Raw genomic sequence first — 23,891 nt, 5'->3', positions numbered from 1 at the left:
TAAAATCAAGTTTGAAAACGAAACGTGGATTGGGCAGCCCGGAGTTTATTTGGTCACTACTTTTACCACGGTAAGGGCAATAAGCTTTAAATCGAAAAAAAAGTTTCTTCTTTTTATGTATTCTTTGTTGAATTTTAATTTATCGGGAATAATGGTTTCAATAAAAAAGGCTTCCGGGTCTTTGGCGGCTTTTAAAAGTTCTACTTCGTTTCGGTATTTTAAGGAGGCTAAGCCAGTGATGCCTGGACGAACTTGGAATATTTTCATGTCGTCTTCATTGTAAAAGTTAACGTAATAGCGCAATTCTGGGCGTGGCCCAACAAAACTCATGTCGCCTTTTAAAATGTTGATAAGCTGAGGGAATTCATCGATTTTATAACGTCTTAAAAAATAACCGATTTTAGTAATGCGAGAATCGTTATTGCCCAAGGTGAGTAGTCCGCCTTTTTCAGATTGTATCCGCATGGTTCGGAATTTGTAAATATTAAAATCCTTATTGTTTTTGCCCACACGGCCTTGAATAAATAGCACAGGCCCTTTTGAGTCTAACTTAATTAAAATAGCAATGAGCAGTAGGACAGGAGCAAGTATTATGAGGCCTATGGCAGAAAAAATAATATCGAATGCACGTTTAATAATCACCAGACTCTATGTTTAAGTTGGTAACCGTAGCCGTACTATCGCAGTTTTCAACAGTTAATAGAATTTGTTCGTTTTTAAGTTTGCCCTCAATTAAATATTTGGCGCAAGGTTCTTTTCTCGGTTCGCTTTTCGAAAAATTAATATCCCCTTTTTTTAAAATTGTTTGAATAGAAGTAGAATCTAAAGCATGTTTGCTCAAACCACTAAGCACTTCGGTTGAAAAAATGATTTTTTTGGTATTGATGTTTTTTAAAACACGTGCTTCGGGACCATAACTGCAAGAGGTTTTTTTTCCGCTTAAAAAAAAGGCCAAAAGAACCAATCCAATGGCAAAACCGCCTAAATAATAGCCAATACGCTGTATTAGTTTCATATTAGTATGAGTGAAAAAAAATGTAGAATTCAGGTTAAAAAATAAGCAAATTAATGTCGTTGTAGTCCAAATTGAACCATTCTGCAACCGACCTATTTGTTAAAATGCCGTGGTAAAAGTACAATCCATTTTTTAAACCTTTGTCAAATCTTAAAGAATTTTCAATACCGCCATCTTCACCAATTTTAAGTAAATAGGGGGTAAAGATGTTACTGATTGAAACCGAGGAGGTTTTAGGATATTTGGCTGGTATATTGGGAACGCAATAGTGAACCACATCATGCTTTACAAATGTAGGCTGCCTATGGTTGGTGACCTCGCTCGACTCAAAGCATCCGCCCATGTCTATACTAACATCAATTATTATAGCACCCTTTTTCATGCTTTGCACCAATTCTTCCGTAACCACAATAGGCGCTCTGTTAATGCCTCGCACGGCACCAATAGCCACATCGCATCGTCTTAATGCTTTTTTTAGGTTTTTGGGTTGTATAGTAGAGGTAAAAATAGGCCTGCCTAAGTGCGATTGCAATTTTCTTAATTTAGTAATGGAGTTATCGAATACCTTAACGCCAGCTCCCAAACCAATGGCACCGCGTGCCGCAAATTCACCTACGGTACCCGCTCCTAAAATAACGACTTCTACAGGTGGCACACCACTAATGTTTCCAAACATGAGGCCGTTGCCACTTATTGGATTCGACATCAATTCAGATGCAATTAATATGGATGCCGTACCCGCAATTTCACTTAACGATTTTACAGCAGGGTAATTTCCATCCGAATCGCGAATAAATTCAAAGGCCAAAGCCGTTATACGTTTCGTCGCTAAAGTTTCAAAGTATTTTTTTGATTGCGTTTTTAGCTGCAATGCCGATATTAATATGGTTTGTGGGTTTATGAGTTTAATCTGATCAAGTGTGGGTGGCTCAACCTTTAAAATCATCGGGCAAGAAAAAACCTTTGCAGTATCTTTGGTGATTTCGGCCCCTGCTTCGCTGTAATCCTTGTCGGTAAAACTAGCGCCTTCGCCTGCACCCGATTCCATTAAAACCCGGTGTCCATTGCTAGTAAGGGCATAAACGGCATCTGGGGTTAAACATACCCGTTTTTCCTGAAAAGCGGTTTCTTTAGGAATACCTATAAACAGCTCACCTTTCTTTTTAAAAATTTCAAGTGTTTCTTCTTGGGGCAACAATTGCTGCTTCGTAAAAGGAGAAAGGGATTTGGCCATGGTAATTGGGATGAATCAATCAGGTTATAAATAAAATATAAAGGTAAATTAAAAAAATAAGATTTCTAAAATAATTTCTTTTAGTAAGAAAAAGAATGCGTATTTACTGCGGTTTGCCCGCATTTTATCTTTAATATAATTATCTTACATTTGTGTTTTAAATTGCTTTATGACCAAACACCTGCTATTGTTTTTTGGGTTGTTGTTTTCTGTTTTTGGTTTCTCTCAAGAATTCAGTATTTCCGGAAATGTTAAAGATGTAAACAACCTACCTATTGCTTATGCCAATGTGGTTTTGGTGGCTACAGACGATAACACTCCTATTAACGGTACAACGACAAATGAATCTGGGAATTTTCAGCTTGAAAATATAGTATTAGGCACCTATTTACTTAAAATAAGTTTCCTTGGTTTTACAGAATTCACCAAAGAAGTAAAAGTTGTAAAAAACATCAACATAAATACCATTACCCTTGAGGAAAATTTGGAAGAACTGGAAGGTGTAACAGTTGTAGCTAAGCGGCCTACGGTTACACGCCTTGTAGACCGATTGGTGTTCAATATAGAGAACTCCACGCTATCAAACAGTAATGCGCTTGATGTTTTGAAACATACTCCAGGGGTTATTGTAAGCGATAATTCCATTTCGGTAAAAATGTCCGTTCCTGTTATTTATATTAATGATAGGCGTGTGCACTTGTCTATGTCTGAGGTGCAGCAACTCCTTGAGGGGACTTCGGCCACCAATATTAACTCTATAGAAGTGATTACAAATCCGCCAGCAAAATATGAAGCCGAAGGTGGGGCGGTATTGAATATTGTAACCAATAAAAATTTGATACCTGGATATAACGGAAGCGTTTTTGGAAATTATAAGCAGGGGAGTGAATTCCCAAAATATTCTTTTGGAACGAGCCATTTTTTCAAGACAAAAAAGCTTAACGCCTATTTTAATTATAGCATCAGCCCAAGGAAAGATTACAGAAACATTGACGAGTTTGTTAATTTTATTGAAAATGAGCAGACTGTAACGATTTGGGAAACGGATTATAAACGAACTCGAAAATCGGCCAACCAAAATATTAATACCAATATCGAATATCAGTTTGATGAAAGAAATAGTTTGGGTTTTACAACTAATATGCTGATTTCTCCGCGAGAACATTCCAAAACTTATGTAAATTCTAATACCGAGGTTTTTGATAATAACAGGGCTTTAGATTCAAGTTTTACCACTGAAAATCGATTGGTTGAAGAAACGTTCAACCTGGCGTTCACATTAGATTATTTACATAAATTTAAAAAGGAAGGGGAAAAATTATCGGCCAATGCTCATTTAACCGATTACGATTTTTCCAACTTTCAAAATGTCGATACCGATTATTTGTTTCCTAACGGAAGTTTGATTAGAAAAAACAGATTTCAAACCTTTACCAGTAAAAGAATAAAACTGCACGCTGGGCAAGTGGATTATGAGTTGCCATTAGCTAATTCTGGAATGTTTCAAACAGGGGCAAAAATATCCGTAATCCATTCTGAAAATATTTTAACCCAATATGGCTACGAGAACGGAGAGCGTTTTGAGGATGTTCAAAATTCGGACACCTTCTTGTATGATGAGCATAATTATGCGGCGTATTCTAGTTATGCCAAAGATTGGAACAAATGGAGTTTGAAACTGGGACTTAGAGCTGAATTGACCGATGTGGAAAGTAGTTCGGTATCTACTAATTCGGATTTTAACAATAATTACATCAAGTTTTTTCCAACATTTCATGTTATGCACAATGTGGATGAAAACAATGAAATATATTTCAACTATAACAGGCGGATTTTTAGACCCAGATATGGGCAATTAAACCCGTTCAAGTTTTTCATGAACGACAATACATATATAACAGGTGACCCTAACTTAAAACCTCAGATTGATGATAATTTTACGCTAGGCTATACCTTAAATAATGCCTATACTTTTGAACTGTATTATCGTTATGAAAACAATCCTGCAATAGAAATTTTATTTCAGGACAATGACGAAAATTTACTGATGTTGATCAACACCAACATTGACCGAAGTATTTCTTATGGTTTAGATTTTACTACCTACAAGCAGTTAACAAAATGTTGGAGTATATATGCGCTGTCTTCAGTGTTTCATTATGACAACCAGTTTTATGCTTTAGAGAGCAACAACGCGCTTCAAAATATAGATTCGTGGTCTTTCTACGGGCATTTGATAAATTACTTTTCACTATTGAAAGACAAAAGTTTGACTGCCGATTTGTCATTGATGTACATTTCGCCAATTGCTAATGGGGCTTCAAAAATAAGCAACAGATTTGGTTTTGATATTAACTTAAGAAAAACGTTTTGGGAGAATAGAGCATCTATGAGTGTTGGGGTAGCGGATATTTTTAATACTCAAAATTTCAATGAAACCACAAAATATTTGAATCAAGATATCTTCTTGCAATCACGGTTGGAAAATCGGCTGTTTACCATTGGGTTTAATTACAAGTTTGGTAATTATAAACTGAAAAATGGTCACAAAGAAATTGATAGTAATGAAAGGGATCGGTTAAATGGGGTGAATAAATAGATTAAAAATAATCCTTTACTTTTCCCCAGAAATTTTTTGGAGACATCCTGAACTCTTCCTCTAATTCCTCCATGGATTTGTTAGCCGAATTCACCTTGTTAAACATTTGAGCACGAACCAAGTATATGGTTGGTATAACAATAGCCATTATTGGTATTAAATATACTAGTTGATTAGAGTCAATAAACGAAAGGTCTTCGTTTAAAATGGTAAAGGTTTGGTATACGTACATGGCAATGGGCACAACTAAAACATGAAACCACCAATGCCTACAAGTAAAAAACCATATAAATAATAAATACAATGGGATAAGCTTTCCCGTTAAGGTCCAGGCCAAGACGAAAACACTTTCGTAAAATTCACTTTTGAACTTAAAAATAAAAGTGTCCCAAACAGCCGTGTTTGGGACACTTTCATATAAGTAGAATAAATAAGGTGTTATAGCTATGCAGGTAGCAACAATACTACCAACAACTAACCCTTTTTTATCCGTGCGTTGGAACTTTGATTTGGTCTTTTCTGATTGCTGTTTGTTGCTCATCTACGTTGTACTGGTTTGCTGCTTGAGCCATAAATAACATTCCTCCGAAAATTGCAAATGCAATTAAATACTTTTTAGTTTTCATAATTTTTAGGGATTTAATTAATTAATACTTCAAATTTAGATAAACACTCTTTTTGATCCAATTCAAAAATGTTAAAGAAATGTTAAAAACAGTGTTTTTTGAAATTTTAGTTGTGGGTATCCCGTATAACCAAAAAAATCGGCTGAAAATATGCTATTTAAAAGACATAGGGGTTATTGTTTTTTTTATTCAAGAGTTAAAACTCTTAGGTTATTCTCTTTAATTTCTAATTTAATTTTATCAAATGTATCGAACAAAATGGTTTCAATTTTTTCGGGCCATTCAATTAATTTCCAATGATTGGATTCTAGATAATCTTCAATTCCGAAATTATAGGCCTCTTCTAAATCTTTTATTCGATAGAGGTCAAAATGATAAATTTTATCATCTTCTAAACTGTATTCATTAACAATGGAGAAGGTGGGGCTACTGGCTATTTCAAAACTCCCCAAAGTCTTTACAATGGTTTTAATAAGAGTAGTTTTACCAACTCCCATGCTACCGTAAAACAACAAAGTTTTTGATTTTAAATTTGTTACGACTTTCTTCGCAACATCTTCAACTTCGTCTAGGTTATAACGTATCTCCAAGATTAATAAAATTTAGAGCAATAATAGTAATAAAATTTTATTATTCCTAAAAAAACACGTATTTCGTCGGGTTTATTTGCTTTTTATAGATTTACCTAGGGTTGAAAACCACAAACGGGATTATCATTTCTTCTAAGGAAACCCCGCCGTGCTGGTACGTGTTCCTATAATAACTAACGTAGTGGTTATAGTTGTTCGGGTAGGCAAAGAACAGGTCGCTTTTGGCGAATATGTACGAGCTGCTCATATTTATACTGGGCAGGTGAAGTTCCTTGGGGTCTTTAGCAACCAAAACGTCTTTATTGTCGTAAGTGAGGCTTTTCCCGGTTTTGTAACGAAGGTTTAAGCTTGTATCACGGTCTCCAATAACTTTTGAAGGGTTTTTAACATTAATGGTGCCGTGGTCTGTGGTCAATATTAATTTAAACCCTAAACGTTGCGCCTGTTGTATCATTTCGAAAAGCGGTGAGTTTTTAAACCAACTTAAGGTAAGCGATCGGTAGGCCTTATCGTTTGATGCTAATTCCTTTACTACATCCATTTCGGTTTTAGAATGTGAAAGCATATCCACAAAATTATAAACAATAACGGTTAAGTCATTGTTTTTTAGTGATTTGAAATTGTCGGCGAGTTTCTTTCCGGTTTTTAAGTTGGTTATTTTCTGGTACTCGTATTCTAAATGGGTAAGTCCTAAGCGCTTTATTTGGGTGTCCAAAAAGTCGGCTTCGTGCAGGTTTTTACCACCTTCATCGGTATCGTTTTTCCAATATTTAGGAAACAGTTTTTCCATATCGCTTGGCATCAACCCCGAGAATATGGCATTTCTGGCATATTGGGTAGCGGTAGGTAAAATGCTAAAAAAAGCTTCTTCCTTTTCTTTTTTATAATAATTGTTTATTACAGACTCGAAAGCTTTCCACTGGTCGTAACGCAAATTATCGATAACCACCAAAACGGTTGGTTGCTCTTTGCTAATTTCTGGGACAATCTTTTCCTTGAAAAGCGTGTGCGACATGATAGGGGCATCAATATTGGGCTTAAACCAATCTGCATAATTTTTTTCAATAAACTTTCCAAATTGAATGTTGGCCTCGGTTTTTTGCGATTCCAAAATCTCGAACATGCCCACATCTTCAATGTCTTCCAACTGAATTTCCCAATAGATCAGTTTTTGGTAAAGGTTTACCCATTCTTCATAACTGTTTACCATAGCCATATCCATGGCTATTTTCCTGAATTCCTGCTGGTAGTTTGATGTTGTTTTTTCTGAAACAAGCCGAGAGTGGTCTAGGTTCTTTTTTAAACTTAAAAGGATTTGGTTGGGGTTAACTGGTTTTATAAGATAATCGGCTATTTTGTTTCCGATGGCTTCTTCCATAATGTATTCCTCCTCGCTTTTGGTTATCATCACCACGGGCAGGCTATCTTTTTTTTCCTTGATGCCGTTCAAGGTTTCCAAGCCGGTTAAGCCAGGCATGTTTTCATCTAAAAATACAATGTCGAAACTCTCTTCCTCTAAAATATCAATAGCTTCAGATCCACTTTGGCAACTGGTTACTTGGTAATTTTTCTTTTCCAAGAACAATATATGTGGCTTCAGTAAATCTATTTCGTCATCAACCCAAAGTATTTTTATCATATTTATGTGTGTTTAAAGTATTATGTTTATTTTTCCATACAACCTTTAAAAGGTTCGTATGGCTATATTTGTAGAACTCAATGAAAATTAATAAAGTTTGAACAAACTTAAAATATTAAACGACCCAATTTACGGATTTATTACCATTCCTAATTCGTTAATTTTTGATTTAATACAGCATAAGTACTTTCAGCGGTTACGTCGAATAACCCAAATGGGCATGTCTTATTTGGTGTATCCTGGGGCGCATCATACGCGGTTTCACCACGCTATTGGTTGTATGCATTTAATGCAACAAGCTATTAATGTGCTTCGTTTTAAAGGGGTTACGATTTCAAAGCAAGAAGAAAGCGCACTTTATATAGCTATTTTGCTGCACGATATTGGTCATGGTCCGTTTTCGCATGCCATGGAAAACAGTATTGTAAATAATGTGTCGCACGAGGAAATTTCGTTGCTGTTTATGGAGCGGTTAAATAAAGAATTTAACGGAAGTTTAACGCTTGCCATTGAAATTTTTAAGGACGAATATCCCAAAAAATTTATGTGCCAGCTGGTTTCGGGTCAATTGGATATGGATCGGGCCGATTATTTAAAACGTGATAGTTTTTACACTGGGGTTGCCGAGGGGAACATAAACAGCGAGCGCTTAATTACCATGCTTAATGTAGTTAACGATGAGTTGGTAGTTGAAGAAAAAGGTATTTATAGCATTGAAAAATTTCTTATTGCACGGCGTTTAATGTACTGGCAGGTTTATTTGCATAAAACAGGGCTGGTGGCCGAGCAACTACTGATTCGTGTTTTGAAGCGCGCACAGGAATTGTACGATGGCGGAGAACCTTTGGAAGGCAGTAATGCCCTAATGTATTTTTTGAAAAATAAGATAACGCCCAGTAATTTTGATGGCCAAACCTTGGATGTGTTCAGTCAATTGGATGATTATGATGTGATTTCGGCTATGAAGCATTGGAAAAATCACGATGATTTTGTGCTCAGCAATTTAAGCGAAATGATTATTAATAGAGAGTTGCTGAAAATAAAAGTAAAAAACAAACCCGTTAAGCCAGAAAGCCTTCAAAAGCATATAAAATCCTTAATTGAAAAGCATAATATAAATGAACAAGAAGCTCGATATTTTGTGTTTACAGGAGACATTTCAAACCAAGCGTACCACATAAAACATAAGGGGATAAATATTTTACATAAATCGGGGAAGATCGAAGATATTGTTAAGGCCTCAGACCAACTCAATTTAAAAGCTCTGTCAAAACCAGTAACCAAATATTATATATGTTACCCAAAACGTAAACTTTAACACATTTTTTCTATTTTTGCGTATTCAAACAAAAACATCTAACTTTTTTCAGTGTGAAGTTTACAGCACAACAAATAGCAGGGATTTTAGAAGGCGATGTAGTTGGAAACCCAGAGGTTGAAGTATCTAAAATAGCTAAGATCGAGGAAGGTTTTGAGGGTGCGTTAACTTTTTTGGCAAATCCAAAATATACGCCACACATTTATAAAACAAAGGCATCGGTAACTATTGTTAATAAAACGTTTAGACCTGAAGATAGCCTAACTACAACCTTAATAAAGGTGGATGATGCTTATTTGGCGTTTTCAAAAATATTGGAATACTACAATTCCGTAAAGCTCAATAAAGTCGGAATAGAACAACCTTGCTTTATTTCAAATTCTTCAAAATACAGCGATAACGTTTACATTGGCGCTTTTAGTTACATTGGTGAGAATGTGGTGATGGGCGATAATGTTAAAATTTTTCCGAATACTTATATTGGTGACAATTCGGTGTTAGATGACAATACTATTGTTTTTGCCGGAGCAAAAATCTATTCTGAAACCATAATTGGAAAAAATTGCGTCATCAATGCGGGCGCCGTAATTGGGGCCGATGGTTTTGGTTTTGCACCAAATGAAGATGGGAGTTACAGTAAAATTCCGCAAACCGGAAATGTAATAATTGAAGATTTTGTAGACGTTGGCGCAGCCACTACTATTGACCGTGCCACTTTTGGATCAACCATAATCAGGGCAGGAGTAAAACTCGATAATCAAATCCAAATTGGCCATAATGTTGAAATCGGGAAAAACACCGTTATTGCGGCACAAACCGGAATTGCGGGGTCGTCCAAAATTGGGAAAAATTGCCAAATTGGCGGGCAAGTGGGCATTGTTGGTCACATCACCATTGGCGACAACGTAAGGATACAAGCGCAATCGGGCATTGGCCGAAACGTAAAAGATAACGAAATGTTACAAGGTTCGCCCGCCATAAAATTGAGCGATTACAATAAATCTTATGTTCATTTTAAGAACTTACCTGCTATAGTTAAAAATATAAACGAACTAGAAAAGAATAAATGGGAATAATAAATACTGAAAACAACCAAAAAACCATTAAGGAGGCTATTTCTTTAACAGGTGTTGGATTGCACACAGGAAAAGATGTCACCTTAACTTTTAAACCAGCCGAAGCCAATTTTGGGTTAGCTTTTAAACGTGTAGATTTAGAAGGCGAGCCAGTAATTGAGGCAGATGCCAACTACGTAACCAATACCCAACGTGGTACTTGTCTGGAAAAAAATGGCGTAACCATTCAAACTTCAGAGCATGTTTTGGCTGCTTTGGTGGGAATGGATGTTGATAATGTTATTATTGAATTGAACGCTTCCGAGCCTCCAATTATGGATGGGTCTTCCAAGTTTTTTGTTGAAGCTATTGAAAAGTCTGGGGTTGTGGAGCTTGATGCCCAACGTGAAGTTTTCGAAATCACTGATATTGTTTCATATGTAGATGAAGAATCTGGAAGTGAAATTTTAGTGATGCCAGCTAAAGAGTACCAAATTACCACTATGGTAGATTTTGGCACTAAAGTTTTGGGAACGCAAAACGCGACATTAAGCCAAATTTCAGATTTTAAAAATGATATTGCCAATTCCAGGACATTCAGCTTTTTGCATGAAATTGAAATGTTATTGGAAAACGGACTCATAAAAGGGGGCGATTTGAACAACGCCATTGTTTATGTAGATAAGGAATTGTCTCCAGAAACCATGGAAAAGTTAAGAGTAGCTTTCAAAAAAGATAATATTGCCGTAAAACCAAACGGTATATTAGATAACCTAACCCTACATCACCCTAACGAAGCAGCTAGACACAAATTGCTCGATGTATTGGGCGATTTAGCTTTAATCGGAACAAGGATTAGAGGTAAGGTAATTGCCAACAAGCCAGGGCATTTTGTGAATACACAGTTTGCCAAAAAGCTTTCAAAAATTATAAAAAACGAAAGACGCAACAATGTACCAAACATCGATTTGAATCAGACGCCTTTAATGGATGTGACTCAAATTATGGCTATGTTGCCACACCGTCAACCATTTTTGTTAATCGATAAGGTTTTTGAGCTTACAGATAAAAATGTAATTGCAACAAAAAACGTTACCATGAACGAAGAGTTCTTTAAAGGACACTTCCCTGGGGCACCCGTTATGCCTGGTGTTTTAATAGTAGAGGCTATGGCACAAACCGGAGGGATTTTGGTTTTAAATACGGTGCCAGACCCAGAAAACTACTTGACCTTCTTCATGAAAATGGACAATGTTAAATTCAAACAAAAAGTCATGCCCGGCGATACGTTAATTTTCAATTGTACGTTAATAACACCTATCCGTCGAGGTATTTGCCATATGCAAGGTTATGCTTATGCTAACGGAAAACTTTGTGCAGAAGCAGAATTAATGGCACAAATTTCTAAAGTAAAATAAAATTATAAAATGAATCAACCTTTAGCATATGTGCACCCCGGTGCCAAAATTGCAAAGAATGTAGTTATTGAGCCCTTTGCAACCATTCATAATAATGTAAAAATAGGTGAGGGCACTTGGATTGGTAGCAACGTTACCATTATGGAAGGTGCCCGCATTGGCAAAAATTGCAATATTTTTCCCGGGGCAGTGATTTCAGCTGTGCCGCAGGACTTAAAATACAACGACGAAGACACTACGGTTGAGATTGGCGATAACGTTACCATCCGCGAGTGTGTGACCATAAACCGCGGTACGGCAGACCGAATGAAAACCGTAGTAGGCGATAATTGTTTAATTATGGCTTATTGCCACATTGCGCACGATTGTATCGTAGGTAAAAATTGCATCTTCTCAAACAATAGCACCTTGGCAGGTCACATTACCATTGGCGACTATGTGGTTTTAGCGGGTATGACGGCTGTTCATCAGTTTGTTTCCGTTGGAAATCATGCTTTTGTAACCGGAGGTTCTTTGGTTAGAAAAGACGTTCCGCCTTATGTAAAAGCGGCTCGCGAACCACTTTCGTACGTAGGGATTAATTCGGTAGGATTGCGTCGTCGTGGTTATTCAACCGAAAAAATCAGGGAAATCCAGGATATTTTCAGAATTCTCTACCAAAAAAATTATAACAATACACAGGCTGCCGATATTATTGAGGCAGAAATGGAAGCCACGCCAGAACGTGATGAAATTCTTCAATTTATTAGAAATTCGCACCGTGGTATAATGAAAGGATATTTTAAATCAAATTAAAACATGGCAACAACATCAGATATTAGAAACGGATTGTGCATTAGATACAATAACGATATTTATAAAATTGTAGAATTTTTACACGTAAAACCAGGAAAAGGGCCTGCTTTTGTGCGCACCAAATTAAAAAGTGTAACCAACGGAAAAGTGATTGACAACACATTTTCTGCTGGCCATAAATTGGACGACGTTCGTGTGGAAACCCATAAATTTCAGTATTTATACAATGATGGGGAGTTTTATCATTTTATGAATGAGGCAGACTACACGCAAATAAGATTGTTGGAGGCCGCATTAGATCGTCCAGATTTAATGAAAGAAGGCGAAGTGGTAACCGTAATTATTAACACGGAAGATAACGCACCGCTTTCTGTTGAAATGCCAGCAAGTGTTATTTTGGAAGTTACCCACACCGAGCCTGGCGTAAAAGGAAATACAGCTACCAACGCAACAAAACCGGCAACGGTTGAAACAGGCGCAGAAGTGAATGTGCCTTTATTTATAAATGAAGGTGACAAAATTAAAGTGGAGACCGAAAAGGGAACTTACAAAGAACGCGTAAAGGAATAAAAATAGTTGGCAGTTAACAGTCAAATGGTTAAAACTGAATACTGCGACTGAGACTGAATACTGATTTATGAAATTCCCTCAAGAATATACCCTGAGCCAAATTGCAGAATTAATTGGCTGTAAGTTTGTTGGTAATGCCGATTTTAAGGTTTTGGGCATGAACGAAATCCATGTGGTCGAACCCGGAGATATCGTTTTTGTGGACCATCCTAAGTATTACGATAAAGCTTTAAATTCGGCCGCCACTATTGTCTTAATCAATATGGAAGTGGATTGCCCACAAGGCAAAGCATTGTTGGTAAGTGATGATCCGTTTAGGGACTTCAATAAATTAACCGATTATTTTAAGCCGTTTAAAGCTTCAAACGCTACGGTTTCACTTTCAGCTAAAATTGGAAAAAACACTGTTATTCAACCCAATAGTTTTATTGGCCACAATGTAACTATTGGCGATAATTGCGTTATCCATTCCAATGTAAGTATTTATGATGATACTGTTGTCGGAGATCATGTCACTATTCATGCCGGTACGGTTTTGGGAGCAAATGCTTTTTATTACAAGAAAAGATCTGAGGGCTACGACAGATTAAAATCGGGTGGGCGAGTAGTCATCGAAGACCATGTGGATATTGGGGCTGCTTGCACGATTGACCGTGGCGTGACAGCTGATACAAAAATATGTGAGGGCACAAAAATTGATAACCAAGTACAAATTGGCCACGATACCGTAATTGGTAAAAAGTGTTTAATAGCATCGCAAGTTGGTGTGGCCGGTTGTGTGGTTGTTGAAGACGAGGTTACTATTTGGGGACAAGTAGGTATTACTAGCGGTATTACTATAGGAACAAAAGCCGTTATTTCAGCAAAAGCGGGCGTTAGTAAATCGTTGGAAGGCCATAAGAGTTATTTCGGTATTCCGGCAGATGATTTTCGTTCAAAGTATAAAGAACTGGCTTCTATCAAAAAAATTCCAGAGATAATTGAAAGCTTGAAAAAACTAAGTAAAAATACTTAAAATAAATGTTTTGTTTTGCTTTAAAAATTTAATTCAAAAAATTACATTTGCCTACAATATAAATTAATCAATAAAATAATCACTTATGAGTGTTTTAGTAAATAAAGATTCGAAAATAATTGTTCAAGGATTTACAGGAAGCGAAGGTACGTTCCACGCTAGTCAAATGATTGAGTATGGAACCAATGTTGTTGGAGGTGTAACTCCAGGTAAAGGTGGTCAAACGCATCTAGACAAGCCAGTGTTTAATACCGTATTGGAAGCCGTTGAGCAAGTTGGTGCAGATACCACTATTATTTTTGTTCCGCCAGCATTTGCTGCCGATGCTATTATGGAGGCTGCCGATGCCGGTATAAAAGTGATTATTACGATTACCGAAGGAATTCCTGTTGCTGATATGATTACAGCATCGAACTATATCAAAAATAAAGATTGCCGATTGATTGGCCCTAACTGTCCAGGGGTTATTACTCCGGGTGAAGCGAAAGTTGGTATCATGCCAGGTTTTGTTTTCAAATCAGGAAAAGTAGGTATCGTTTCTAAATCAGGAACGTTAACTTATGAAGCAGCCGATCAAGTAGTGAAACAAGGATTAGGAATCACAACGGCCATTGGTATTGGTGGGGACCCAATTATTGGAACCACTACCAAAGAAGCTGTTGAGTTATTGATCAACGACCCAGAAACCGAGGCGGTTGTTATGATTGGTGAAATTGGCGGACAATTGGAAGCCGATGCCGCAAACTGGTACAAAGAAAGCGGAAGTAAAAAGCCAATTGTAGGTTTCATCGCTGGTGAAACTGCTCCTGCTGGTCGTACTATGGGACATGCTGGCGCTATTGTTGGAGGAAGCGACGATACTGCCCAAGCCAAAAAGAAAATCATGAGAGAATGCGGTATCCACGTGGTAGATTCTCCTGCTGAAATTGGAAAAAAAGTAGCCGAAGTGATGGGCTAATAAAATTCATATGAATAATTAAAAATCCGTTGGTTTAAAAGCTAACGGATTTTTTTTGTGAATAAAATCAAGATTTCTAGGTAACAAATTTAATGCTTTGTTGGTATAAGGGTGAATCCATAAAAACTAGAAATTATGAAGTTCCAAAATTCAACCCTTACCTTAATTATTTTATTAACATGTTTAATGAGTTGCTCAAAGAGCGATGATGAAATAATTATTGAATCCGCTCCGGAATATCCCATGAAATCCCTTATTGAAAATGGCGATTTAGAATTAAAATATACCAAAAAAAATAGCCCGAACACTTTCGAAATGGGCTATAAATTCAAAACCTTTAAAAGCGGAAAGATTCTTGCTTTGGGCATTCGTGTTCCTGATAGCGATACTTACAGGGTAACGCTTTGGAATGCCAATACTGAAGAAATTTTAGTGACCACCAATGTGGTGTCCTCCTCAGGCTTGTTGTCTTTTGAAGATATTCCACCTGTTAATATTGAATCAGGTACAGCTTACTTCGTTTCTGTAAACACCAATGATTATTATTCTTTTGGAAGTTCCGGTAATAACGTTGGTAATTTGTTTCCGGCGGAAGCCAATAACGTGTTAGTGTTAGGGTATGGTTCGTATTTAGGTACACAGCAAGCATTACCTGCAAACTTTGTTGAAGGAGCGTATTTGGGAATGGTCGATATCAAGTTTGTGCCAAACAATTAGACCATCCAATAAACCCACGCCTCGCAATATTTTGTGAGGTTTTTTTATTTGAAGCCGTTAGTATTTCATATATTTGATATTCTATTTTAAACAAAAACAAACTAATTATATTAATGAAATTATTAGAAGGAAAAACCGCTATAATAACCGGTGCGAGTCGAGGCATAGGAAAAGGTATCGCCCAAATATTTGCAAAACAAGGAGCCAATGTGGCATTCACTTATAGCTCTTCGGTTGAAGCGGCTAAAGCGTTGGAAGACGAATTGAATGGCTTAGGTGTTAAGGCCAAAGGTTACCAAAGTAATGCGGCTAGTTTTGAGGATGCCCAAAAATTGGCAGATGATGTTGTAAAAGAATTTGGTAGTATTGATGTGTTAGTCAACAATGCTGGTATTACAAAAGACAACCTGTTGATGCGAATTTCAGAAGAAGATTTCGATACGGTTATTGAAGTGAACCTAAAATCGGTGTTCAACATGACCAAAGCCGTTCAACGCACCATGTTGAAGCAACGCAAAGGCTCAATTATCAATATGAGTTCGGTGGTTGGTGTAAAAGGAAATGCAGGACAGACCAACTATGCAGCGTCAAAAGCTGGTATTATCGGATTCTCAAAATCGGTAGCTTTGGAGTTGGGGTCTAGAAACATTAGAAGCAATGTGGTAGCGCCAGGTTTTATCGAAACCGAAATGACGGCCAAACTGGATGAAAAAGTGGTTGACGAATGGCGTGCTGGAATTCCTTTAAAACGTGGAGGTTCTCCTGAAGATGTCGCTAATGTTTGTGTGTTTTTGGCCAGCGACATGAGTGCCTACGTTACGGGGCAAACGTTAAATGTTGATGGCGGAATGCTAACTTAATTGTAAATTTCCTAATCAGTTAAGAGGAAGTTCTATTCAATTAAACAGAAAGCAAAAATTTTAAATGCAAACAGAAACAATAGTTTATATTATTCTTGCTGGAATTATAGCTTTTGTTTTTGCATATTTTCAGTATAGATATAAAGAGAAAAGCATGACCAGATTAGGCATGCTTTTCTTTTTTTTAAGATTTATGACGGTATTTGCGGTATTACTGTTATTAATCAACCCGAGTTTTGATAAGGTTTCAACGTATGTTGAAAAGCCTAGTTTAGTGGTTGCTGTTGATAACTCCAGTTCAATTAACCATCTTAACCAAAGAGAAAAAGCTGAGCATTTTATTAGGAGTATTGCTGAAAACCAATCATTAAACGATAAATTCAATGTTAAGTTTTATGCTTTTGGTAAATCGTTAAAAGCTAGTGACTCGGTATCTTTTACTGAAGAAGAAACCAATATATATGACGCTTTTAGGCAATTGTCTCAAATCTACAAGCAAACCACAGCGCCAACTTTGTTGATTTCAGATGGTAATCAGACTTTCGGGAATGATTATCAATTCATAAGCAGTCAGTATAAACAGCCCGTGTTCCCCATTATTCTGGGTGATACCGTTCAGTACACCGATTTGAAGATTCAACAACTCAACGTCAATAAATACGCATATCATAAAAACAAGTTCCCGGTTGAAGCCATTTTGGTTTACAGCGGCAACGGCAATGTGCGTTCTAAGTTTGAAATTAGCAGAGGAAACACTGTTGTGCATTCGGAGGTGGTTGACTTTTCAAAATCTGAAAATTCTAAAATTCTAAACTTAAATTTACCAGCCAGCAGTATTGGCTTAGTGAATTACAAAGCGACTTTAGTGCCTTTGAATGATGAAAAAAACAAAGTAAATAATTTCAGAAATTTCACTGTCGAAGTCTTAAATCAAAAGACAAAAATAGCCATTGTAAGCGACATCATCCATCCTGATTTAGGAGCGTTAAAAAAAGCTATTGAAACCAATGAACAACGCTCTGTTTCAATTTTAAATTCAGAATTTGAAAATATTAAAATAAATGATTTTCAGTTGTTTATTTTGTATCAACCAAACAATAAGTTCAATTATTTGTTTGAGCAATTAGATGCTGAAAGCAAAAATCAATTTATCGTTATTGGCCCAAAAACCGACTTGAATTTTTTGAACAGTACCAATGAGAATTTCACTTTTGAAATCACAAACCAAACGGAAGATTATCAAGCTGAATGGAACAGAAATTACACACCTTTTTTAGTTCAAGATATTGGTTTTGAAGAATTCCCCCCGCTGTATTCAAATTACAGTCAAGTCAATTTTTTTGTGCCTTTCGAAACTATTTTGAATAAAACTATTAATGGTATTTCAACTGGCAGTCCGCTGTTGGCGACTTTTGAAAAAGACAATAGAAGGCAAGCGGTGTTACTTGGTGAAAACATTTGGCAGTGGCGGGCACAAAGTTTTTTGAGCCATCAATCATTTAACCTATTTGACAATTTTTTAGGAAAGCTCGTTCAGTATTTGTCCACGGACAAACCTAAAAACAGATTGAATATAGATTATGAATCGGTTTATATGGGGAGCGGCAATGTAGTTGTCAAAGCTGAGTTTTTCGATAAAAACTATATTTTTGATGCTAGGAAATCGCTCGAAATTACCGTTACAAACAATTCCACAAATGAAAACAAAACAGTACCGTTCGTTTTAAAAAACAACAATTACCAAGTGGATTTGAGCGGGTTGCCTCCTTCCGGATATAGTTTTACCGTACGTGTTCAAGGAGAAAATCTATCGAAATCTGGAAGTTTTCAAATTTCAGAATATAATGTGGAGCAGCAATTTTTAAACGCTGATGTCAATAAACTGAAACAATTGGCCGAAAATAGCTCAGGGGCAAGTTATTTTATTGAGAATTCAAATCAAGTTTTTGATGATTTATTGAGCGATAAACGTTTTGTTCCAATACAAAAAAGCGTAAAAAAAACCATACCTTTGGTAGATTGGAAATATCTTTTGGCCATTTTGGCGTTAAGCCTAGGTTTGGAGTGGTTTTTAAGAAAATATAACGGATTAATATAAAAAATTTAATGGGTAACGAAAACAAAACAGCTTTGGTTACAGGGTCGGCATCTGGTGTTGGTGCTGCATCGTGTATTGAATTTGCTAAAAGAGGGTGGAATGTAGTTGTTAATTATTCGAAGAGCAAAGACAGTGCTCTAGAGGTTGTTAAAACATGTAAATCACTAGGAGTGGAGGTGTTGCTATGCAAGGCGAATGTGGCAAATGAAGCTGACTGTAAACGAATGGTTGAAGAAACCGTTCAAGCTTTTGGGAGAATTGATGCTTTGGTAAATAACGCTGGAGCCACAAGGTTTTGCGATTATAACGATCTGGAAGGATTAAGTAAAAAGGATTTTCAGGATCTTTATGAGGTTAATGTTGTTGGAGCGTATCAAATGGTAAAATTTACTTCTGCTCACTTAAAAAAGAGCCAGGGCGCTATTGTTAATATATCATCCATTAGCGCCATATCTGGTGTGGGGAGTTCAATAGCTTATGCAGCTTCTAAAGGAGCGCTTTCAACAATGACCTTATCATTGGCGCATGCGCTATCACCAGAAGTCAGGGTTAATGGTGTTTGTCCCGGGTTTATTCAAACAAGATGGACTAAGGGCTTTTTGGGAGAACGATATGATGCCGTAAAGGAAAATATTGAAAAAGCTTCTTTAATAAACAAAACCTCTTTGCCCGAAGATATTGCAAAGGGGGTTATTTATTTGGCGATCGATGCCCAAACCACATCCGGGCAACTTTTAACCATTGATGGTGGGCAATTAGTAAACCAGGGGAAGCTCTAAGAGTACATTACAAAAAACAGCTAACTAATTTAATATAAAGATAACATGGAAAAATTACCTAAAATAGCACTGCCTTTTGTAGTCGGTGCCATTGTTTTAATAATCATTTTAACCAAATCAGCCGTAACCATAGGTTCGGGTGAAGCTGGCGTACTGTATAAAACTTTTGGAGGAGGTGTGGTTACCGACGAGCCGCCATTGGGAGAAGGGTTTCATATTGTAGCGCCCTGGAACAAAGTTTATGTTTATGAAGTACGTCAACAAGAGCGTATGGAAAAAATGAATGTATTGTCATCCAATGGGTTGGATATCAAACTGGAGGCTTCCGTTTGGTTTCAGCCTTCATATAACGATTTGGGCAAACTGCACCAAGAAAAGAGTGAGCAGTATATAGACCGTGTGTTATTGCCGGCCATTCGTTCGGCGGCACGTAGTGTGGTGGGGCGCTATACGCCAGAGCAATTGTATTCTAGTAAGCGTGATGCCATTCAACAAGAAATTTTTGAGGAAACCCAAAAAATTGTGGACGACCAATACATTCAATTGAACGAAGTTTTGGTTCGTGACGTAACGCTGCCACCAACCATTAAAGATGCCATTGAACGTAAATTAAAGCAGGAGCAAGAATCGTTAGAGTACGAATTTAGATTGGTAACTGCTGAAAAAGAAGCCGAAAAAGTGCGTATCGAGGCCCAAGGTAAAGCAGATGCCAACCGTATTTTAAGTGCATCGCTAACCGATAAAATTTTACAAGACAAAGGTATTGATGCCACCATAAAATTGTCGGAATCCTCGAATAGCAAAGTGATTGTTATCGGTTCGGGAGATAGTGGCATGCCTATCATTTTAGGAAATCAATAAACAATTCAATGTTTAGGTTTTTCTTTTAAGAATAATTTAAATTTTTATTGCTAAATATCAATATTGAAAAAATGTTTTAAGAATCCTCTTTAATATTTGGTGTTTTTAGTATAAATTTTTGATATTTGCATCACAACAAAATAAAGCACATGACTTTTATTCATACACATCATCATTTTCAAATTGGCTCTCAAGCGAAGTGAAGATGTATTGAATAAATTCAACATATTTTAAACCCGTTTGAGACAATCGAACGGGTTTTTTCATTCCCGTGAAAACGGGAATCTATCCCGTAAACGGATAACCTTTTAAATTAAAGAAATGAACAAATTAAGAGTTGCAGTACAAAAATCGGGTAGGTTAAACGAAGACTCGATGCAAATTTTAAAAGACATCGGTATTTATATCGATAACGGAATTGATCAATTAAAAGCTTCGGCAAAAGGGTTTCCAGTCGAAGTGTTTTACTTACGAAATGGCGATATTCCGCAGTATTTAAAGGATGGTGTGGTTGATGCCGCGATTATAGGCGAAAACGTTTTGGTAGAAAAAGGAGAAGGTATTAATGTGGTTGAAAAGCTTGGCTTTTCTAGTTGCCGCGTTTGTATAGCCGTACCAAAGGGCGATAACTATAATGGCATCAAAGATTTGGAAGGTAAGCGTATCGCAACATCGTACCCAAATACCGTACAATCGTTTTTAGATAAAAACAATGTCAATGCCAATTTGCACATTATTAATGGTTCGGTTGAAATTGCACCAAATATAGGTTTGGCAGATGCTATTGTCGATATTGTATCGAGCGGCAGTACCTTGTTTAAAAACAACTTGAAAGAGGTAGAGACCATTTTGAAATCGGAAGCTGTTTTGGCGGTTTCACCTGTGTTGAGCGCTGAAAAACAAGCTATTTTAGATAAAATTCGGTTTAGGATCCAGTCGGTTTTAAAAGGAAGAAGTTCCAAGTATGTTTTGCTTAATGCTCCGAATGATAAGGTTCAGGATATTATTGATATTTTACCGGGAATGAAAAGCCCAACCGTATTGCCTTTGGCCGAAGAGGGGTGGAGCTCAATCCATTCGGTAATCAACAAAAACGAATTTTGGGAAGTTATTGACGATTTAAAAGCTAAAGGCGCTCAAGGCATTTTGGTTTGCCCAATTGAAAAAATGGTGCTGTAATTAGTTTTTCATTCTGAATTGTCACACTGAGCGCAGTCGAAGTGTCTTTTTAGAATCTCATTTTTAGCTTTATAACTTTAAAAGATTTTTACCTTCGTGGAAATGAAAAAGAGAGGTTTCAATGCAAATAATAGACAATCCAAATAAAAATACTTGGGCCGATATTTTAAAACGGCCTACGCAAACCGTTGGCGATATTGAAGGTATCGTTAATGAGGTGTTTTCCGAAGTGCGTCAAAATGGTGATAAAGCTATAAAAACGTACACAGAAAAATTTGATGGCATCGCTTTAGATAACAACGTGGTTTCGGAAGCTGAAATACAGGAAGCGATTGCCCAAGTACCTGAAAACCTTAAAAAAGCCATAAACCAGGCGAAACAAAACATTGAGGCTTTTCACCGTGCCCAAAAAACCGAAAAGGTTGAAGTTGAAACCACCAACGGCGTGCTCTGTTGGCAGGAGAAACGTCCCATTCAAAAAGTGGGCTTGTACATTCCTGGCGGAACAGCTCCTTTGTTCTCAACCGTTTTAATGCTGGCCGTACCTGCACAAATAGCCGGCTGTAAAGAGATTGTTCTGTGCTCACCACCCAATAAAAAGGGAGCGTTGGCGCCAGAAATTTTGTTTGCCGCACATCTTTGTGGGGTTACAAAAATTATAAAAGTAGGCGGAATTCAAGCTATTTCCGGGCTCACTTTAGGTACAGAAACCATTCCGCAAGTTTATAAAATATTTGGTCCAGGTAACCAGTTTGTTACCGTTGCCAAACAATTGGCGACTAAGTTTGGTGTGGCTATCGATATGCCTGCTGGGCCTAGCGAGCTATTGGTTGTGGCCGACGATTCTGCAAACGCCGCTTATATCGCTTCTGATCTGTTGAGTCAAGCTGAGCACGGTACAGATAGTCAGGTGATTCTGGTATCGACATCGAACGAGTTGATTGAAAACGTTTCCAAAGAAGTTGAAGAGCAACTGAATGTGCTTCCGCGTAAAGCTATTGCTGAAAAGGCAATAGCTAATTCAAAATTGATTTATGTTGAAAATGATGAAACGGCACTTGAAATGATTGACGAATATGGTCCTGAACATTTTATTGTTTGCAGTAAAAACGAGGAACTATATGTTAACGGCATTAGTAATGCAGGTTCGGTATTTATTGGCAATTACACACCCGAAAGTGCCGGTGATTACGCTTCGGGCACCAACCATACTTTACCCACAAACGGGTTTAGCAAAGCGTATTCGGGGGTGAATCTAGATAGTTTTCAAAAGAGTATGACCTTCCAAAAAATATCAAAGGAAGGTATTTTTAATATCGGAGAAACCATTGAACTCATGGCAGAGGCCGAAGGTTTACAGGCGCATAGAAATGCCGTGAGTATTCGATTAAAAGATTTAAAGTAAAACGTTTTACTATGTCAGGCTGAGCGCAGTCGAAGCCTATAAATATTGGCACTAAAATTTTAAGATGCTGAAATAGCCGGATAATTATCGGGACGGCACTAGAGAAATGAATAAATTCAATTTACAAAATATAATTCGCGAGAATGTAAAAGCCATGAAGGCTTACAGTTCCGCACGTGACGAATACGTTTCAGACGGCTCTAAAATGATTTTTTTAGATGCTAATGAAAACCCGTTTGAAACAGGGGTTAATCGTTATCCCGATCCGCTTCAACGTGGATTGAAAGCGGTTTTGGCAGCGCAAAAAAACGTTTCCGAAGATCAAATCTTACTCGGAAATGGCAGCGATGAAGTTTTAGATTTATTGTTCAGGGGATTTTGCGACCCAAAAACAGATAACATCATTACTTTGCCGCCAACTTATGGCATGTACACGGTGCTTGCAAATCTTAATGAAATTGAAGAACGTAAGGTAGAATTGAATTTAGATTTTCAGCCTGATGTTGATGCCATTTTAAAGGTGGTTGATGAGCATTCAAAGTTGTTGTTTATTTGTTCGCCAAATAACCCAACAGGTAATACCATAGCTTCAGAAAAAATAAAAACCTTACTTGAAAAGTTTAATGGTTTGGTGGTCATTGATGAGGCGTATATCGATTTTTCGAATCAAGAAAGTTGGATTTCAGAATTATCAAATTACACCAACTTAATTGTTACCCAAACCCTTTCTAAAGCTTATGGTTTAGCAGGGATACGTTTGGGACTTTGCTATGCTTCCGCAGAAATTATTTCCGTTTTAAATAAAATTAAACCGCCATACAACGTTAACGAATTAACCCAAAAAAGGGCTTTGGAGCGTATTTCAGATTTAGACGCCGTAAGTTCTGAGGTGAATTCAGTATTAAACGAAAGAGCAAAACTAATTGAAGCGCTTAAAACCATTTGTTTTGTCGAAACTATTTTCCCAACCGAAGCCAATTTTGTGTTAGCGCGGGTAGATGATGCGACAAAACGATACAATGAGTTGCTGGAAAAAGGTATTGTAATTAGAAACAGAACCACCCAACCACTTTGCGAAAATACACTGCGTTTTACCGTGGGAACGGCAAGTGAGAATGAGGAATTGATAAAAGCGCTTTTATCAATTTCGAAACCCTGAA

Annotated in this window: 23 protein-coding genes; 16 read left to right on the top strand and 7 right to left on the bottom strand. The window is 37.1% G+C overall.

Annotated features, from left to right (window positions below):
- Nucleotides 1–45: 45 nt before the first annotated feature.
- From HC176_RS06540 to HC176_RS06530, 3 genes are read right to left on the bottom strand one after another with little or no spacing between them, the layout of a single operon-like run.
- Nucleotides 46–642 carry a sugar transferase gene (locus HC176_RS06540; protein WP_342448667.1) on the bottom strand — a complete coding sequence of 199 codons (597 nt, stop codon included), beginning with the start codon at nucleotides 640–642 and terminating at the stop codon, nucleotides 46–48.
- Nucleotides 632–1,015, bottom strand: coding sequence for a DUF4258 domain-containing protein (locus HC176_RS06535; protein WP_167917389.1), 384 nt, complete (start codon nucleotides 1,013–1,015; stop codon nucleotides 632–634). Before HC176_RS06535 ends, HC176_RS06540 begins: the two co-directional genes overlap by 11 nt.
- Nucleotides 1,016–1,049: 34 nt before the next feature.
- The gene (locus HC176_RS06530) at nucleotides 1,050–2,249 is read right to left on the bottom strand and encodes an alanine dehydrogenase (RefSeq protein ID WP_167917388.1); all 1,200 of its coding nucleotides are present in this window, start codon (nucleotides 2,247–2,249) and stop codon (nucleotides 1,050–1,052) included.
- Between the two features lie 169 nt (nucleotides 2,250–2,418).
- Here HC176_RS06530 and HC176_RS06525 point away from each other — a divergent pair, with 169 nt between their 5' ends.
- Nucleotides 2,419–4,848 (top strand): outer membrane beta-barrel family protein, encoded by a 2,430-nt coding sequence (locus HC176_RS06525; RefSeq protein ID WP_167917387.1) that lies wholly within the window; start codon nucleotides 2,419–2,421, stop codon nucleotides 4,846–4,848.
- A gap of 1 nt (nucleotide 4,849) precedes the next feature.
- On the opposite strand, the gene HC176_RS06520 is transcribed toward HC176_RS06525, so the two are convergent.
- The 4 genes from HC176_RS06520 to porX all read right to left on the bottom strand — a co-directional run bounded on the left by HC176_RS06520 (nucleotide 4,850) and on the right by porX (nucleotide 7,709).
- Nucleotides 4,850–5,389 (bottom strand): hypothetical protein, encoded by a 540-nt coding sequence (locus tag HC176_RS06520; protein ID WP_167917386.1) that lies wholly within the window; start codon nucleotides 5,387–5,389, stop codon nucleotides 4,850–4,852.
- Nucleotides 5,334–5,474 carry a hypothetical protein gene (locus HC176_RS06515; RefSeq protein ID WP_167917385.1) on the bottom strand — a complete coding sequence of 47 codons (141 nt, stop codon included), beginning with the start codon at nucleotides 5,472–5,474 and terminating at the stop codon, nucleotides 5,334–5,336. Before HC176_RS06515 ends, HC176_RS06520 begins: the two co-directional genes overlap by 56 nt.
- A 185-nt stretch (nucleotides 5,475–5,659) precedes the next feature.
- Complete coding sequence (tsaE, locus tag HC176_RS06510) at nucleotides 5,660–6,064, bottom strand: tRNA (adenosine(37)-N6)-threonylcarbamoyltransferase complex ATPase subunit type 1 TsaE (RefSeq protein WP_167917384.1); 405 nt, start codon at nucleotides 6,062–6,064, stop codon at nucleotides 5,660–5,662.
- A 91-nt stretch (nucleotides 6,065–6,155) separates the two neighbouring features.
- A complete protein-coding gene (gene porX / locus HC176_RS06505; RefSeq protein WP_167917472.1) occupies nucleotides 6,156–7,709 on the bottom strand; it encodes a T9SS response regulator signal transducer PorX in 1,554 nt (517 codons plus the stop codon).
- Between the two features lie 91 nt (nucleotides 7,710–7,800).
- Between porX and HC176_RS06500 the strand changes: the two genes are divergently transcribed.
- The 15 genes from HC176_RS06500 to hisC all read left to right on the top strand — a co-directional run bounded on the left by HC176_RS06500 (nucleotide 7,801) and on the right by hisC (nucleotide 23,890).
- Entirely contained in the window at nucleotides 7,801–9,021 is a 1,221-nt protein-coding gene (locus tag HC176_RS06500) for an HD domain-containing protein (protein ID WP_167917383.1), read from the top strand.
- A 53-nt stretch (nucleotides 9,022–9,074) separates the two neighbouring features.
- Nucleotides 9,075–10,097, top strand: coding sequence for a UDP-3-O-(3-hydroxymyristoyl)glucosamine N-acyltransferase (lpxD, locus tag HC176_RS06495; protein WP_167917382.1), 1,023 nt, complete (start codon nucleotides 9,075–9,077; stop codon nucleotides 10,095–10,097).
- On the top strand, nucleotides 10,088–11,494 hold the full coding sequence (locus HC176_RS06490; RefSeq protein ID WP_167917381.1) for a bifunctional UDP-3-O-[3-hydroxymyristoyl] N-acetylglucosamine deacetylase/3-hydroxyacyl-ACP dehydratase: 1,407 nt from the start codon (nucleotides 10,088–10,090) through the stop codon (nucleotides 11,492–11,494). Before lpxD ends, HC176_RS06490 begins: the two co-directional genes overlap by 10 nt.
- A gap of 9 nt (nucleotides 11,495–11,503) precedes the next feature.
- Nucleotides 11,504–12,289, top strand: a complete 786-nt coding sequence (lpxA, locus tag HC176_RS06485; protein WP_167917380.1) for an acyl-ACP--UDP-N-acetylglucosamine O-acyltransferase — start codon at nucleotides 11,504–11,506, stop codon at nucleotides 12,287–12,289.
- A gap of 3 nt (nucleotides 12,290–12,292) precedes the next feature.
- Nucleotides 12,293–12,859, top strand: coding sequence for an elongation factor P (efp, locus tag HC176_RS06480; protein WP_167917379.1), 567 nt, complete (start codon nucleotides 12,293–12,295; stop codon nucleotides 12,857–12,859).
- A 67-nt stretch (nucleotides 12,860–12,926) separates the two neighbouring features.
- Nucleotides 12,927–13,874, top strand: a complete 948-nt coding sequence (locus HC176_RS06475; protein WP_167917378.1) for a UDP-3-O-(3-hydroxymyristoyl)glucosamine N-acyltransferase — start codon at nucleotides 12,927–12,929, stop codon at nucleotides 13,872–13,874.
- Between the two features lie 85 nt (nucleotides 13,875–13,959).
- Nucleotides 13,960–14,832: a succinate--CoA ligase subunit alpha gene (gene sucD, locus HC176_RS06470; RefSeq protein WP_167917377.1), complete on the top strand. Its 873-nt coding sequence runs from the start codon at nucleotides 13,960–13,962 to the stop codon at nucleotides 14,830–14,832.
- A gap of 135 nt (nucleotides 14,833–14,967) precedes the next feature.
- On the top strand, nucleotides 14,968–15,549 hold the full coding sequence (locus tag HC176_RS06465) for a DUF4082 domain-containing protein (protein WP_167917376.1): 582 nt from the start codon (nucleotides 14,968–14,970) through the stop codon (nucleotides 15,547–15,549).
- Nucleotides 15,550–15,662: 113 nt separating this feature from the next.
- A complete protein-coding gene (fabG, locus tag HC176_RS06460; RefSeq protein ID WP_167917375.1) occupies nucleotides 15,663–16,409 on the top strand; it encodes a 3-oxoacyl-[acyl-carrier-protein] reductase in 747 nt (248 codons plus the stop codon).
- 154 nt (nucleotides 16,410–16,563) lie between these two features.
- The gene (locus HC176_RS06455) at nucleotides 16,564–18,507 is read left to right on the top strand and encodes a VWA domain-containing protein (protein ID WP_245234853.1); all 1,944 of its coding nucleotides are present in this window, start codon (nucleotides 16,564–16,566) and stop codon (nucleotides 18,505–18,507) included.
- Nucleotides 18,508–18,515: 8 nt separating this feature from the next.
- Nucleotides 18,516–19,286: an SDR family NAD(P)-dependent oxidoreductase gene (locus tag HC176_RS06450; protein ID WP_167917373.1), complete on the top strand. Its 771-nt coding sequence runs from the start codon at nucleotides 18,516–18,518 to the stop codon at nucleotides 19,284–19,286.
- Between the two features lie 45 nt (nucleotides 19,287–19,331).
- Entirely contained in the window at nucleotides 19,332–20,147 is an 816-nt protein-coding gene (locus tag HC176_RS06445; protein WP_167917372.1) for a prohibitin family protein, read from the top strand.
- Nucleotides 20,148–20,468: 321 nt separating this feature from the next.
- Entirely contained in the window at nucleotides 20,469–21,326 is an 858-nt protein-coding gene (gene hisG / locus HC176_RS06440; protein WP_167917371.1) for an ATP phosphoribosyltransferase, read from the top strand.
- Between the two features lie 121 nt (nucleotides 21,327–21,447).
- Nucleotides 21,448–22,731, top strand: a complete 1,284-nt coding sequence (gene hisD / locus HC176_RS06435) for a histidinol dehydrogenase (protein WP_167917370.1) — start codon at nucleotides 21,448–21,450, stop codon at nucleotides 22,729–22,731.
- A 106-nt stretch (nucleotides 22,732–22,837) separates the two neighbouring features.
- Complete coding sequence (gene hisC, locus HC176_RS06430) at nucleotides 22,838–23,890, top strand: histidinol-phosphate transaminase (RefSeq protein WP_167917369.1); 1,053 nt, start codon at nucleotides 22,838–22,840, stop codon at nucleotides 23,888–23,890.
- The last annotated feature ends 1 nt before the right edge of the window (nucleotide 23,891 follow it).

This window comes from Tamlana crocina (genome assembly GCF_012037625.1).
Note: the sequence above shows the minus strand (reverse complement) of the source record. Positions and strands in the feature narration are given on the sequence as shown.

Coding starts and splice junctions, on each gene's coding strand:
- hisC (WP_167917369.1), top strand. CDS start 22,838: ATGAATAAATTCAATTTACAAAATATAATTCGCGAGAATGTAAAAGCC.
- efp (WP_167917379.1), top strand. CDS start 12,293: ATGGCAACAACATCAGATATTAGAAACGGATTGTGCATTAGATACAAT.
- HC176_RS06475 (WP_167917378.1), top strand. CDS start 12,927: ATGAAATTCCCTCAAGAATATACCCTGAGCCAAATTGCAGAATTAATT.
- HC176_RS06525 (WP_167917387.1), top strand. CDS start 2,419: ATGACCAAACACCTGCTATTGTTTTTTGGGTTGTTGTTTTCTGTTTTT.
- fabG (WP_167917375.1), top strand. CDS start 15,663: ATGAAATTATTAGAAGGAAAAACCGCTATAATAACCGGTGCGAGTCGA.
- HC176_RS06535 (WP_167917389.1), bottom strand. CDS start 1,015: ATGAAACTAATACAGCGTATTGGCTATTATTTAGGCGGTTTTGCCATT.
- HC176_RS06455 (WP_245234853.1), top strand. CDS start 16,564: ATGACCAGATTAGGCATGCTTTTCTTTTTTTTAAGATTTATGACGGTA.
- hisG (WP_167917371.1), top strand. CDS start 20,469: ATGAACAAATTAAGAGTTGCAGTACAAAAATCGGGTAGGTTAAACGAA.
- HC176_RS06520 (WP_167917386.1), bottom strand. CDS start 5,389: ATGAGCAACAAACAGCAATCAGAAAAGACCAAATCAAAGTTCCAACGC.
- sucD (WP_167917377.1), top strand. CDS start 13,960: ATGAGTGTTTTAGTAAATAAAGATTCGAAAATAATTGTTCAAGGATTT.
- HC176_RS06465 (WP_167917376.1), top strand. CDS start 14,968: ATGAAGTTCCAAAATTCAACCCTTACCTTAATTATTTTATTAACATGT.
- HC176_RS06490 (WP_167917381.1), top strand. CDS start 10,088: ATGGGAATAATAAATACTGAAAACAACCAAAAAACCATTAAGGAGGCT.
- HC176_RS06450 (WP_167917373.1), top strand. CDS start 18,516: ATGGGTAACGAAAACAAAACAGCTTTGGTTACAGGGTCGGCATCTGGT.
- HC176_RS06530 (WP_167917388.1), bottom strand. CDS start 2,249: ATGGCCAAATCCCTTTCTCCTTTTACGAAGCAGCAATTGTTGCCCCAA.
- hisD (WP_167917370.1), top strand. CDS start 21,448: ATGCAAATAATAGACAATCCAAATAAAAATACTTGGGCCGATATTTTA.
- lpxA (WP_167917380.1), top strand. CDS start 11,504: ATGAATCAACCTTTAGCATATGTGCACCCCGGTGCCAAAATTGCAAAG.
- HC176_RS06515 (WP_167917385.1), bottom strand. CDS start 5,474: ATGAAAACTAAAAAGTATTTAATTGCATTTGCAATTTTCGGAGGAATG.
- HC176_RS06445 (WP_167917372.1), top strand. CDS start 19,332: ATGGAAAAATTACCTAAAATAGCACTGCCTTTTGTAGTCGGTGCCATT.